This window comes from candidate division WOR-3 bacterium (assembly GCA_039801245.1).
In the GTDB taxonomy this organism is placed as follows: domain Bacteria; phylum Hydrothermota; class Tepidihabitantia; order Tepidihabitantales; family Tepidihabitantaceae; genus JAOABP01.
Genome location: JBDRUF010000051.1, coordinates 1 through 12,546, shown reverse-complemented (window position 1 = coordinate 12,546; position 12,546 = coordinate 1). Strand labels below are relative to the sequence as shown.

Annotated in this window: 13 protein-coding genes; 6 read left to right on the top strand and 7 right to left on the bottom strand. The window is 51.0% G+C overall.

Annotated features, from left to right (window positions below; all coding sequences use genetic code 11):
- The 6 genes from ABIK47_07120 to ABIK47_07095 all read right to left on the bottom strand — a co-directional run.
- On the bottom strand, positions 1–283 hold a 283-nt coding region (locus ABIK47_07120; protein MEO0020389.1), incomplete at its 3' end, for a hypothetical protein.
- 42 nt (positions 284–325) lie between these two features.
- Positions 326–1,216, bottom strand: a complete 891-nt coding sequence (gene uvsE / locus ABIK47_07115; GenBank protein MEO0020388.1) for a UV DNA damage repair endonuclease UvsE — start codon at positions 1,214–1,216, stop codon at positions 326–328.
- Positions 1,216–2,181 (bottom strand): DUF523 and DUF1722 domain-containing protein, encoded by a 966-nt coding sequence (locus tag ABIK47_07110; GenBank protein MEO0020387.1) that lies wholly within the window; start codon positions 2,179–2,181, stop codon positions 1,216–1,218. The genes uvsE and ABIK47_07110 overlap by 1 nt, the downstream gene beginning before the upstream one ends.
- Before the next feature lie 36 nt (positions 2,182–2,217).
- On the bottom strand, positions 2,218–3,429 hold the full coding sequence (locus tag ABIK47_07105) for a cofactor-independent phosphoglycerate mutase (protein MEO0020386.1): 1,212 nt from the start codon (positions 3,427–3,429) through the stop codon (positions 2,218–2,220).
- Positions 3,426–4,766, bottom strand: coding sequence for a threonine synthase (gene thrC / locus ABIK47_07100; protein MEO0020385.1), 1,341 nt, complete (start codon positions 4,764–4,766; stop codon positions 3,426–3,428). Before thrC ends, ABIK47_07105 begins: the two co-directional genes overlap by 4 nt.
- A gap of 2 nt (positions 4,767–4,768) precedes the next feature.
- Positions 4,769–6,148: a PLP-dependent transferase gene (locus ABIK47_07095; GenBank protein MEO0020384.1), complete on the bottom strand. Its 1,380-nt coding sequence runs from the start codon at positions 6,146–6,148 to the stop codon at positions 4,769–4,771.
- 451 nt (positions 6,149–6,599) lie between these two features.
- Between ABIK47_07095 and acpP the strand changes: the two genes are divergently transcribed.
- From acpP to ABIK47_07065, 6 genes are all read left to right on the top strand, one after another.
- Complete coding sequence (gene acpP / locus ABIK47_07090; protein MEO0020383.1) at positions 6,600–6,866, top strand: acyl carrier protein; 267 nt, start codon at positions 6,600–6,602, stop codon at positions 6,864–6,866.
- 39 nt (positions 6,867–6,905) lie between these two features.
- The gene (gene fabF, locus ABIK47_07085) at positions 6,906–8,153 is read left to right on the top strand and encodes a beta-ketoacyl-ACP synthase II (protein ID MEO0020382.1); all 1,248 of its coding nucleotides are present in this window, start codon (positions 6,906–6,908) and stop codon (positions 8,151–8,153) included.
- A 3-nt stretch (positions 8,154–8,156) separates the two neighbouring features.
- Complete coding sequence (locus tag ABIK47_07080; GenBank protein MEO0020381.1) at positions 8,157–8,945, top strand: electron transfer flavoprotein subunit beta/FixA family protein; 789 nt, start codon at positions 8,157–8,159, stop codon at positions 8,943–8,945.
- The gene (gene coaE / locus ABIK47_07075; GenBank protein MEO0020380.1) at positions 8,945–9,592 is read left to right on the top strand and encodes a dephospho-CoA kinase; all 648 of its coding nucleotides are present in this window, start codon (positions 8,945–8,947) and stop codon (positions 9,590–9,592) included. Before ABIK47_07080 ends, coaE begins: the two co-directional genes overlap by 1 nt.
- A complete protein-coding gene (locus ABIK47_07070) occupies positions 9,589–10,635 on the top strand; it encodes a phosphoribosyltransferase family protein (GenBank protein MEO0020379.1) in 1,047 nt (348 codons plus the stop codon). Before coaE ends, ABIK47_07070 begins: the two co-directional genes overlap by 4 nt.
- A 220-nt stretch (positions 10,636–10,855) precedes the next feature.
- On the top strand, positions 10,856–11,533 hold the full coding sequence (locus ABIK47_07065) for an HNH endonuclease signature motif containing protein (GenBank protein MEO0020378.1): 678 nt from the start codon (positions 10,856–10,858) through the stop codon (positions 11,531–11,533).
- Here the strand turns inward: ABIK47_07065 and hisS are convergent.
- Positions 11,502–12,546 (bottom strand): histidine--tRNA ligase (gene hisS, locus ABIK47_07060; GenBank protein MEO0020377.1); only part of this gene is annotated, 1,045 nt, incomplete at its 5' end. The two genes, ABIK47_07065 and hisS, sit on opposite strands and share 32 nt — an antisense overlap.

The following is a 12,546-nucleotide window of genomic DNA, read 5'->3' as shown; positions in this document are numbered from 1 at the left end:
CGTCCATATCCGGGAACACAAAGCCAGTGAATTTCCAATCTTCTCCCGGAGTTACAAATCTTAAATAATGGTCAAGCAGTTTTTCATCCCTTTCGCTGACAATCCAGGGTTTTTTTCTTTCAGGCGTTGGGTTTTTCTCGTAAAGCGCCAGCAGATAATTGGCAAGGTGTTTATAGAACTCTTTTGGCTCTTTCTGGTCTAAAGGCAGATGGAATATGCAGAGTTCTTTTCCCGGCTCGGGCTCAAAAGGACATCGCCAGCTGTGAAATCTATACTGGCACATTTTCTCTGAATTTACCCTAATCTTATAAAAAAGTCAACCCTTTTATCCGCCTATTTTGAGCGATTGGTAGATTTTAAGTGCGGTAAGCGCGCTTTTTTCCTTGTCCTTGATTTCCAGCATCAGGTCAAAATGATAACCGGCAAGTTGAAAAAGAAAGCGCCGGAAATGGGAAGGGTTGATGTGTTCAGAATGAGAGCCGAAACGGGAAGAGGGCTTCTGGGAACTGTAATCAACCATCGGCAATCCATCCCTTTTTCGCCAGGTAAGGGCGCATTTTTCAAAGGCGGTTCTTAAATCGTCGCCATTCGGATTCACCTCGTGATGAAATGAGTCAAAAAGGACCGGGATGCCGGTTTCTTCACTAATTTTCAGACAGTCAGAGACATTGTAAAGCCGGTCGTCATTCTCAATCACCAGCCGGCGCTTGATTGCTTGTGGCAGTTTTTCGTAGCGCTGGATAAAACGGTCAATGCTTTTGTCTTTATCTCCATAAACGCCACCGATGTGAATCTGAACCTTGGCGCTTGCAGGCAGGTTGAGCAAATCAAGGACATCGGAATGGTATTTCAGTTCACGAACCGAATTGCGGACAACCCTTTCATCAAGCGCATTCAGAAGGACAAACTGGTCAGGATGCATTGAGATGCGCATCTGCGCCTTTTTTATCAGCCTGCCGATAATGCGAAACTCCCTTTGAAACACCTTTTGCCAGGGAAATTTGCAGACCGGATGCGAGGCAAACGGCACAAGGTCAGAACTGATGCGGAAAAAGAGCAGGTTGTGTTTGATGTTCCATTCTATTGTCTTTTGCAGACAGGCAAGGTTGTTGGCTAAAGTCTGTTTGAACCTTGGCGTAGAATAGGAGCGGAGGCGAAAGGTCCTTGTTCCCCGGCATTCAAGGGAAAGGTTGATACAGGGATAACCGATGCGCATCAGCGGTCCCTGCCCTTGCCCGAATCGGCAATGTCTAAGAGTTCTGAAGGATAGGGGTTGAAGAAATACTGCTTGGCAAGATAGGGCTCGTCAAAGCGGACAATATAGGAGCGAATCAGGCTGACCGGCACGCTCAATGGCAGTTTTCCGCGGCGATAACTTTCAATCGTATCAAGGAAAAATGCCTTCTCACTTGCGCTCAGGTTTTTAGAAAAATAGCCCAGTGAATGCAAGAGGACATTGATGGCGCTTGAGTATTTTGGCGGGCGGGAAAGGGCTTGCGAAAGCAAGGGCTCATACTCGTTTAACAGTTCTTTTAGCGGGCGCTTTCGCGGATTGGCAACGATTCTGCCCAGCTTGCGCATTAACGCCTGATTGTATGCGAGGAGCAAGAGTTTGTGCCGGCTATGAAAGTCAACGAGCGCGGACATAGTTGGATTTGCGCGCAACGCGCGGAAACGGGCAAGGGCAAAGAGCCGAGAGAGAAAACCTTCGCGGATTAAGAAGTTTTTCAGCCTGCCCTCATCCTCAACCGGCTTAAGAGGAAATTTTGTCATCACCGCATTGCCGAAAAAGCCCCGGCGCATCACCGCCGGTCTAAGATTGCCGTCCTCATTATATGACTTGACATCCCTGGTGCCACAGGAAGGGGAGCGGGACTTCAAGACAAACCCGTCAATCTCCTTGAGCCCTTCAAGAAAGGAGCGGGCAAAATCCTGCATCAGGTCGGTAACATCACGGTTGGTTGCAGGCTGAATCAGGCGCGGCTGGTCAGCGAGATAAATAATCCGAATCGGCTCTCTGGGCACACCCAAGCCAATCGCCATTTCCGGGCAGACCGTAATCGGCTCAACAAAACCTTTTAAACGCTCAACAAACTCATCGCGGATAATCTCGCCGTTATACCGGCAGGCTTCAAAACCGAGGCAGCGGGAAAAGAGCACAACCGGTCGGGTTTCGTTCATAAAATGATAATAACAGCAAAGTACCTGATGGTGAGATTAGCCGGTTTTTTGAAGTAGAGTTTTGATGAACCCATCGCCCAAAATGGTGCCGAGCCTGCCTTTTAAAACTGACTGTTCATCAAAACGGTCAACCTCATCCGGCTCAAGCCGCGGGTTATAGATTGCGACCGGCACCGGTCCATGGGTGTGATTGCCTTTTGAAACCGGTGTGGGATGGTCAGAGAGAACCGCAACCGTTGCCTCAATCTGCCCTTCTTTTAACCCTTTCATCACCCGGGCAACAAGCCGGGAGTCAAAAAGTTCGATCGCCTGAATCTTCTGCTTTACATCGCGGCTGTGACCGGCCTCATCAGGCGCCTCAAGATGAAGAAATACAATGTCGTGGTCTTTGAGCGCATCAAGACAGGCATCAGCCTTGCCCTCATAGTTGGTGTCAATCAAACCGGTTGCACCCGGGACATTAATCACATCAAACCCGGCATAAACACCAAGACCCTTTATCAGGTCAACCGCAGATATTACCGCACCGGAAAGTCCATATAACTCTTTAAAAGTTGGCATCTGGGGCTTTTTTCCCGGGGACCAGAACCAGATTGAGTTTGCCGGGTCCTTTCCTTGAAGGGTGCGGTTGAGGTTTACCGCGTGACCAGGAAGAAACTCCCAGGATTTAAGGATGAGTTCGCGCAAGATGCGGGCAGTAGTTTCGGCATCAGGTTTTTTTGCCCTTGGTAGAAGTTCCAGCGCCTTTTCACCGACATAATCATGGGGTGGAAAGCATTCAACCTCAGGTGAACCGTTTTTCAAGACGCATAGGTGGCGGTAGGTGAAGCCAGGGTAGAATCTGACATCTGGGTTTGACAGTTGACGGTTGACCTCTTCAATCAAAAGCGCTGCCTCTTCGGTGGTGATGTGACCGGCAGAGTGGTTTTTAATCTTGCCCTCCTGAATGCAGATGAGGTTGCAGCGGAGGGCGACATCATCTGGCTCAAGCCGAACCCCAAGGCTTGCCGCCTCAATTACACCCCGACCCTGATAGTATTTTTTCGGGTCATAACCCAGGACGGTAAGATTGGCAACCTCTGAACCTGGCGGCATATCCTCGGGCACGGTGATAAAACTGCCGCATCTGCCCATTTTGGCAATACTGTCAATTGTTGGCTTTTTTGCTACCTGTAAAGGAGTCTTGTTGCCCAGTTCCGGCACCGGATAGTCTGCCATGCCATCGCCAAGAAAGATGATATATTTCATCTTGGCAATTTCTGCAAGAACTCCTTGAACCAGTTGTAGTCGGCAGGTCCGGTTTCGTAGTGCTCAGATTTTGTGTCCAGACCGGCAAGGCTTGGGGGTAGTTCCGGGTCAATCCCTAAGAGGCTTTTTATCTCTTCAGGAAACTTTGCCGGGTGCGCGGTTTCAATTGCGATTGCCAGTTGGGGTTCATTTTCAGCGCAGTAGTGCTCAAGTCCTGCCCAGCCAACCGCACCATGCGGCTCAAGAATGGTCTTGTATTTAGTATAAGCGGAGATAATCGTTTCCCTGGTCTGGGCATCGGTGATGCTTAATGAGAACATATCATTTTGCATCCTTTTAAGGTCGGGCATCTTGATAATATTGCCCTGCTCATCCATCGCTCCGGAGTAAAAGGCGACCAGTCTTGGTAGGTTGGAGGGATGACCGACATTCATCGCATTGGAGATGCATTTGCGCGAGGGGACGATTTTCTCATATCTGCCGGTTGAAAGGAATTTTGGGAATTCGTCATTCTCATTGGTGGCAATCACAAACCTTTCGGCAGGCAGACCCATCTGCCAGGCAAGCATACCCGCACACATATTGCCGAAGTTGCCCGAAGGGACTGAGAAGACCGCACGCTCGCCCTTTTCTGCTAACTGGGCATAGGCATAAAAGTAATAGACCGACTGGGGCAAAAGCCTGCCAATATTGATGGAGTTGGCAGATGAGAAGCGGATGGACTTTAAATCCGGGTCGGCAAATGCCTGCTTGACCAGCGCCTGGCAGTCGTCAAACTTGCCATCAATGCCAATCGTGGTGACATTGCCGCCCAGGGTTGTCATCTGCTTGCGCTGGCGCTCAGACACCTCGGCAATCGGGAAAAGGACAATCATCCTGATACGGTCAACATTGTAAAAGGCGCTGGCAACCGCACTGCCGGTATCACCTGAGGTGGCGGTGAGAATCACCAGTTCTCCGCCCTCCTTCTGGAGGATGTGGCGCAGGAGCCTTGCCATCATCCTGGCGGCAAAGTCCTTGAATGAGGCTGTTGGTCCCTGGTCGAGGCGCAGGAGGTATTTTCTGTCTGTTACCCGCTCAAGGGGAACCGGATAGTTGTAGCATTCATAGCAGATTTTCATTAGTTCGTCAGGGGAGAGGAGACCTTCGGTCCAGCGCCTCATCACCGCAAAGGCAACCTCAGGATAGGGTTTGCCTTTCAGGCTGAGAATCTCATCCTCGGGGATGACCGGTATCTTTTCGGGATTGTAAAGCCCCTTATCTGGTGCCTGACCAACTAAAAGCGCGGTGCGCAGGTCAACCGGTGGGGACTTAAGGTTGGTTGAATAGAAAAGCATATTTATGCTCCGGCCAATGCCTGGTCCAAATCGGCGATTATATCATCTGGGTCTTCGCCACCAACCGAAAGGCGAATCAGGTCGGGCGGGATGCATGCCATCTCCCGGCACTCCTCGCCCTGCAAGAGATGGGTGGAGATGGCTGGAATTGTTGCCACGGTTTTGATTCTGCCCAAATCGGTTGCCCGATAGATGAGTTGAAACCGGTCAAAAACCCGGCGGGTCTTTTCCGGTCCGCCTTTTGGTCTGAATGCCAAAAGGTGGGTGTAGCGGTTAACATCGGTGTCGACCAGGCGGAGGTATTTTGTGGCAACCTCATACAGGGGATGGCTTTTCAGTCCGAGATAACTCACCTCAAGAACCTTAGGGTGATTTTCAAGGAACTGGGCAACCTTGAGCGCATTCTGGCTGAAGAGGTCAACCCGATGCCTTAGGTCGCGCAGGTCATTTAATGTCATCAAGGCCTGAAACGGATGCAGGCAACCGCCCTGGTCTCTTTGGGGATAGCGCTTGAGATAGAGGGCAAAGTCCGCCTTCATCTCCTCGTTGGGAATGTTGGACACAATCGGCTGGCGGGCAATCACCGCACCTGCCATCCCCATTCCTGAGGTGCTCATCACCTTGGTGGCGGATTGAATCACGATATCAGCACCGAATGTCAAAGGGCGCAAGAGTGCGGGTGAGGCGATGGTGGAATCAATTACCATCGGAATCTGGTGCTCGTGTGCCAGTTCAATCACCGGGATGAGGTCAAAGAACTGCAAGCCTGGATTGGAGGGGGTCTCCGCATAGAGAAAGCGGGTGTTTTTGTCAATCTTCTGACGCCACTCATCAAGGTTTTGCGGGTTTAAGACCCAGCGCACCTCAATGCCCCGCTCCTGCATCTTTCTGACATTGAACTGCTGGAATGTGCCGCCGTAAATCTGGCACTGGGAGACAAAATTGACCGGCTCGTTGTTTGTGCGGACAAGGAGGGTGTCGGTGACATTTTCAATTGCCGCCATCCCTGAGGAGTAGACGCAGGCGCCCGCCTTGATGTCTGACGCATAGGTCTCCAAAAGGGCAAGGGTGTCCTCAAGATAGCCTAATGTTGGGTTGTGGATTCTTGAGTAGCACCAGGTGGGGATTTTATAGGAAAGGGCTGCCTCCAGTTCATCAGAGTCGCGGTAAGCCTGAGCCGAGGACAAAAATAATGGTTCAATGATTGCACCCTGATTCTTTTCAATCGCCTCTTGAACCGTGTAGAGGCCATGAACCGCAATGGTATCAAACTTCAGTTTCTTTGCCCGCAACCAGCGTTTTTCCCTTTCTGCAAGCAGCGTTTTCGCCTCTTCAATATACCGCTGAAGACCGCTGGATGCGGGCAGGGGTTTATTCATCATAACTCCTCCTGGTTTTTGCTTTTTACATCATAAAAGAGCAGGGTCTGACTGTCAATTAGATGCTTATAGCCAACCAAGGGCATTGCTTTCAGGTGCAGAGGAAATCTTTGTTTGTGCTTATTGCGAGAGCCAATTGGGTGTTGATATCAACCATCTCTTCGTAGTTAACAGGGAGGAACAAAATGACCGGGGGAATGGTGCCCCAGAAAAATTTGTCTTTTGGCTAAGTCTCGGATATGCGATACTTATTTCAGTTTAAGCCTTTTGAATTTAGTATATTTTTATGTATACTTAGTTTTTTAAACCGGTGGGTTTTAGTAAAAGGGGAGCGGCTGTTGTGGCTGGCAACATCATTGATTAGCCAAATTATTTTTCTTGACTTTAATTGTAATATTGGTAAAATTGTTTATTCTACCGTTTTGCGCGATGGATGTTAAGTTAAGGAGGATTTATGGCGTTAATAGACGAGGTTAAGGCAATCATTGCCGAAAAGCTGCCGGATGCGGCAGGAAAGTTGAGTCCGGACGCCCGGTTTCAGGAGGACCTGGGTGCGGATTCACTGGATATCGTGGAACTGGTCCTGGCGTTTGAGGACAAGTTCGGAATAAAGATTCCGGATGAGGACTCCCAGCAACTGACGACCGTGGGTAAGGCGGTTGAGTATTTAGAGCGGAAACTGCAGGAGAAGAAGGCGGCTGCCGGCGAGTCCGGTCAGTAGTCTTCTTATTGAAAATTTTAGCTGCTGACCGGAGATAAGATGGCAAATCGGCGCCGGGTTGTTGTTACCGGTCTGGGTGCGGTGACGCCTATTGGGAATGATGTTCCCACCTACTGGCAGAATCTCTTGAATGGCAAGAGCGGGGTTGCACGGATTAGCGCATTTGACCCCGGGGATTTGAGCGTGCAGATAGCGGCAGAGGTGAAAAATTTCAATCCGCTTGACCGGCTGGATGCAAAACTGGTGAAGCGTTCGGACCGGTTTACCCAGTTTGCCTTATGGGCGGCCGCGGAGGCGCTTGAGGATGCCGGGCTGGATTTGTCTAAGGAGGACAGGGATAGAGTTGGTGTGGTTGTCGGTTCTGGTATGGGCGGGATTGCCACCTGGGAGAAGGAGCATGAGGCATTTATCAAGCGGGGTCCCAGGCTGGTCTCGCCGCTTTTGATTCCGATGATGATTCCTGATATGGCATCGGGTCAGATTGCGATTGTTTACAAACTGCGGGGTCCGAATTACTGTGCGGTTTCGGCGTGCGCATCAGGCGCGCATGCCACCGGGGTCGCCTTTAGACATATTCAGGAGGGTGATGCGGATATAATGATTACCGGTGGTTCGGAGGCGCCGATAACCAAGTTTACGGTTGCCGCATTTGCCAATATGGGTGCGCTCTCAAAGCGCAACGATGAGCCCGAGCGTGCCTCAAGACCTTTTGACCGGCAGCGGGACGGGTTTGTGGTGGCAGAGGGGAGCGCGGTCTATATATTGGAGGAGTTAGAGCATGCCCTCAAGCGCGGGGCAAAAATCTACTGCGAAGTTGTTGGCTATGGTGCGAGCGCAGATGGTTATCACATCACCGCGCCTGACCCAGACGCATTGGGTGCGGCGCTGGCGATGAGGCAGGCGCTGAACGATGCCGGTGTCCAGCCTGAAGAGGTTGATTACATCAATGCCCATGGCACATCAACCCCTTTGAATGATGCGAGTGAGGTGAAGGCGATAATGGATGTTTTTGGCGCCCACTCCGGCCGGCTGGTGATTAACTCGACAAAATCAATGATTGGGCACGGTTTGGGTGCTGCCGGAGCGATGGAGTTTGTTGCCACGGTCTTGGCGGTAAAGGAGGGAGTGGTTCATCAGACCCTGAATTTTGAAGAGGCGGATGAAGGGGTGAATCTTGACTTTGTTAAGGAGGGGGCACGGTCAGTGAAAATCAGGGTTGCCCTGTCAAACTCCTTCGGGTTTGGCGGTCATAACTGTTCTTTGTGTGTAAAAACATTTGTGGGGTGAGGTATGAATATCATCTGCTGCATAAAACAGGTGCCATCCACCGAGACAAAAATCCGGATTAATCCGGCAACCGGACTGGTTGACACGAGCGAGGTGGAATGGGTGATAAACCCTTATGATGAGTATGCTCTGGAGATGGGTTTGAGGATCAAGGAGGCGCTGGGTAAGGGCAAGATAACCGCTATCAGCCTTGGTCCGGAGCGAACAAAGATGGCTTTGCGCACCGCGCTGGCAATGGGGGTTGATGAGGCGGTGCAGGTTTGGGATAATGCATTTGAAGGGTTGGATGGGCTTTCACTCGGACGGCTCCTCGCAGCGGCAATCAAGAAATTGGATTTCAATCTGGTCTTATGTGGCAAGCAGGCGATTGATGACGATATGGCGCTCGTGCCCCAGGCGATTGCCCATTTTCTTGGTATTGGTCATTGTGCGGTTGTACCCGAGGTGGAATTGACTCGGCTCGAGCAGAATGAAATCGTCTGCCACCGTGAGGTTGAAGGTGCAACCGAGGTTGTTTATGCGCAACTGCCCTGCCTGATTACGGTCCAGAAGGGGAAGTTTGCGCCCCGTTATCCCACCTTAAAACTGATGATGGCGGCAAAGCGGAAAGAGATTTTGGTCTGGGATATGGCAGCGCTCGGGCTCGAGCCGGCACAACTGACAAAAAGGGTTGTCTGTCTCGGGCACCGGTTACCACCAGAGCGTAAGCCCGGCAGGGTGCTGGAGGGTGAACCGGCACAGGTGGTGCCAGAACTGGTGCGGCTCCTGCGGGAAGAGGCAAAGGTTATCTGATGTTTGACCGGCAACTTTCCCAGGAGCGGCTTTTGGTTGGCATCGGCGGCAATATCGGTTCGGGTAAAACCACGGTTGCTCAGGAGCTGCGGCGTTATGGTGCCAAGGTTATTGATGCGGACCAGATTGGCAAAAGCCTTTTGCGTAAGGGTAGTGAAGAGTACAAGGAACTGATTGCCGCATTTGGCAAACAGATCCTCAATCACACCGGTCAGATTGACCGCAAGGCTTTGGGTAAAAAGGCGTTTTCATCCAAGGCAAGTTTAAAGAAATTGAACGAGATTATGCATCCGCCGCTGTTAAAACGGTTGCGCGAGGAGATTAGTCGGGTAAAACAGGGGTTGGTGGTGATTGATGCCGCACTCCTATTTGCTTGGGGGCTCCACAAGGAGATGGATGTTTCGGTCCTTGTAACCGCGCCGGATGAGTTACGCGTGAAGAGGATGGTAAAGTTGGGTATGAGTCAGGCAGAGGCAATGCAGCGGCTGAAGATGCAGGGAAGTGATACCAGGTTCTGGGCTCAGGCAGACTTTGTCTTGGAAAACAACGGTTCACTTGCCGAACTCAAGCGGAAAATCAGGGCGCTCTGGAACTTTTTTTATTCCCACCGCTTAAAAGAGTTAAAGGCGAAAAAGACGGGCGCGTGAGGCTTTCCCAGGTTCCCCTGCACGAACTGGAGATAACGGGCAGGGTTGTTAGAGCGGCAACTCCTTATATCCTTGAGTATAGTGAGGTTGCGGAGATGGTTGCGGACTTCTTTGAGATATATAAGCAGCTCATCAATCCTGAAGCGACCTTGCTCGGACAGCGGGAAAGGGAGGAGAATGCCGAAACTTATGCCTTATTTAGTGGCACAGGCGAAGTTGGCAGGTTTTATGTGGTTTATGATATTAACGAGACGCGGTTGGCGATTGAGTTGCCCCAGGAGCAGGCAAGTAAGGTCTATCGACTCTTGCGGGAGCAGCGTATCGTCACCCCTGACTTAGGTTCAATAAGAAGGATGATGTCGGGCAACCTTGCCGAAACCCTGGCGGCAATCTTCTGGCAGATTGGTGCGATTAAGGTGAGCCTTGGTGACTTAAGACCGCTTTTCAAGGTGGATGAGAACAAAAATTACAGCCCAATCTACATTGATGTCAAAGGGCTTTCCAATTACCCCGCAGTTTTGGACTTTGTCTTAAGTGCCAGTTCCCTTTTGGTGCGCAATCTTGAGTTTGATGTTGTCTGCGGTATTGAGGCGGGAAGTATTGCGCTGGCCGCTCTTCTTGCGCAGAAACTGGCAAAACCGATGTTTTTTGCGCGGAGGGAACTGCGCTATCCTGAGGCAAGTTTTTTTGAAGGGGTTAAGAGTCACCAACTTTTCCGCAAGAAGGTTTTATTGGTTGATGATACCCTTGTCCACGGCTGGACGAAAAGCCGGGTGATTGAGAAGCTGCGTGCCGCGGGTGCGCAGGTTGGGTTTTGCTTTGTCATTTTTGACCGGCAGGAGGGTGGCGAAGAGGAGCTGGCCCGCCTTGGTGTCAAACTTTTGTCTTTGACCAACCGGGATGCAGCCCTTTCAGAGAAGATACCACGGGAAATAAGTTTTTTAACCGACGGCGAATATCTTGAGGTGAGGGATTATTTTAACAACCCGGCTGAATGGCACCGGCGCCGAGGTCTCAATTTTTTCCCGGTTGTTAAAACTTGACTTTCTGGTTTTCCCATAAGATAATTAACTAAAAATTAATTGAAAAGGAGGTTGCATGGTTTGGCATTATGACTGCCCTTATTGCGGGGAGCCTATTGCCGTTGACTGGAACCGTCATCGGGATGAGACTGTTTGCCCTAAGTGCCGTGCCCCCCACTACCCCCCTACCCCTGACGAGGACCCTTTTGCCTACATAGTGGGAGCGAAATGGCCCCCCGAAATGGAAAGAAGTGTCATTGCCCGGAAAGGTGCGGGTTGTGCTGTACCCGGCTGTTTTTCCGATTACAATACCCTTGCTTATCGTAAACCCCTTTCTCTTGGTGGCAGGATTTGCGCAGACAATCTGATTCCGGTCTGTACCAAACATGCATTGGAGATTGCTGAGAAGGATTATGACAAGTGGGTGCAGGAGTTAAAGGAAGGGCAGGCAGAGGGCAAGGAAACATCCATTGGCCCTGGGTCCGAAATTGAGCTGCCACCCTTTATCCCGCCTGAGGAGAAGGGGATCAGTTATGTGCAGCCCATTGCCCAGGCTTGCGAAGTGCACCTCACACCCCAGAAAAGCAAAAAGCCAGCGATAATGGCGCCGTTTATGCGTGGTCGGGTGAAGAGGGTGGTGTTTGATTATGACTGGGAAATAAAAGGGAAGGCAAGGGTAAAGGTGTTCCTCTGTGCCTGGCCAAGAGGGGAGATGCCCTATCTTGATTTTTTAGGGAGTGAGGATTTCAAAGGGACCGCAACAGAAAAGGAGCACTCTGCCGAGAGGGAGGGAAAGGGTAATACAACACTTACCCTGGATTTACCCGCAAACCCTTCAGGACGCTGGGTGGCAGCGGTGGTTATCAGTGGTGATGGCGATTTTGGTGTTAAGGAGTATGTCCTTGCCGGGACCGATTGAGGTTGAGCGCGGATTTGAGCCACGAGGTTAATTCCCCTCTCGGAACCTCAACCTGCTTAGCGGTCAAAAGGTCTTTTACGGCACAGGCACCCTTTTTAAGTTCATCAGCGCCCACGATAACAGCATAGGTGGCACCGGCAATATCGGCAAGGTGCAGTTGCCGTTTCAGTTTGGGGTTGTCAAACGCCATCTGGGCAGGGATTTTTTGTTCCCGGAGCTCCTTTAACAGTTCCAAGGCAAAGGTTCGTTCCTCTTCACCGGTCCAGATGACAAAAGCCAGTGGGCGTCTGGTCTTTTCTTCCTTTACCGGCATCGCCAGGAGGGTTCGTTCTAAGCCGATGGCGAGCCCAATTGCAGGTGTTGGCGGTCCACCGAACTCCTCAAAAAGATAGTCATATCTGCCACCGCCACCAAGGCTGTTCTGGCTTCCCAATAATGGTGATACGAACTCAAAGGTGGTTCGGTTGTAGTAGTCCAAACCGCGCACGAGCCGGTCGTCAATCTCAAACCTGATATCAGTCTCTTTAAGCCTTTCGGTAAATTGAGAAAAATGTTTTGAGCATTCTGAGCAGAGATGCTCACGCGGCGCGGGTGCACCGGCAATAACTTTTGAGCAGGTTTCTTCCTTGCAGTCTAAGACCCTTAGCGGGCTCAATTGTAGGCGCCTTTGGCAATCAGGACATAGTCTATCCTTTTTCTCCTCAAGGAATACGACGAGGCTTTGGCGCAACCCTGCGCGGCAGACACGGCAGCCGATAGAGTTTACTTTAACAACACATTCATCTATACCAAGCCGTTGGAAGAATTGGACACCGAAATGAACAACCTCGGCGTCAACAAATGGGCTTGCTTCACCTATTGCCTCAATCCCCAACTGGTAAAACTCCCGGTACCGACCCTTCTGAGGCCGGTTGTAACGGAAACAGGGGGCGATATAAAAGAGCCGGCAAGGGGTCTTGAGCTGGTTCTCAATGACCGCCCGGACAACACCAGGTGTCCCTTCTGGCTTCAGC

Excerpts from the sequence above, each read along its gene's own strand:
- uvsE (MEO0020388.1), bottom strand. The coding sequence starts at position 1,216 with ATGCGCATCGGTTATCCCTGTATCAACCTTTCCCTTGAATGCCGGGGA.
- ABIK47_07110 (MEO0020387.1), bottom strand. The coding sequence starts at position 2,181 with ATGAACGAAACCCGACCGGTTGTGCTCTTTTCCCGCTGCCTCGGTTTT.
- ABIK47_07105 (MEO0020386.1), bottom strand. The coding sequence starts at position 3,429 with ATGAAATATATCATCTTTCTTGGCGATGGCATGGCAGACTATCCGGTG.
- thrC (MEO0020385.1), bottom strand. The coding sequence starts at position 4,766 with ATGCTTTTCTATTCAACCAACCTTAAGTCCCCACCGGTTGACCTGCGC.
- ABIK47_07095 (MEO0020384.1), bottom strand. The coding sequence starts at position 6,148 with ATGATGAATAAACCCCTGCCCGCATCCAGCGGTCTTCAGCGGTATATT.
- acpP (MEO0020383.1), top strand. The coding sequence starts at position 6,600 with ATGGCGTTAATAGACGAGGTTAAGGCAATCATTGCCGAAAAGCTGCCG.
- fabF (MEO0020382.1), top strand. The coding sequence starts at position 6,906 with ATGGCAAATCGGCGCCGGGTTGTTGTTACCGGTCTGGGTGCGGTGACG.
- ABIK47_07080 (MEO0020381.1), top strand. The coding sequence starts at position 8,157 with ATGAATATCATCTGCTGCATAAAACAGGTGCCATCCACCGAGACAAAA.
- coaE (MEO0020380.1), top strand. The coding sequence starts at position 8,945 with ATGTTTGACCGGCAACTTTCCCAGGAGCGGCTTTTGGTTGGCATCGGC.
- ABIK47_07065 (MEO0020378.1), top strand. The coding sequence starts at position 10,856 with ATGGAAAGAAGTGTCATTGCCCGGAAAGGTGCGGGTTGTGCTGTACCC.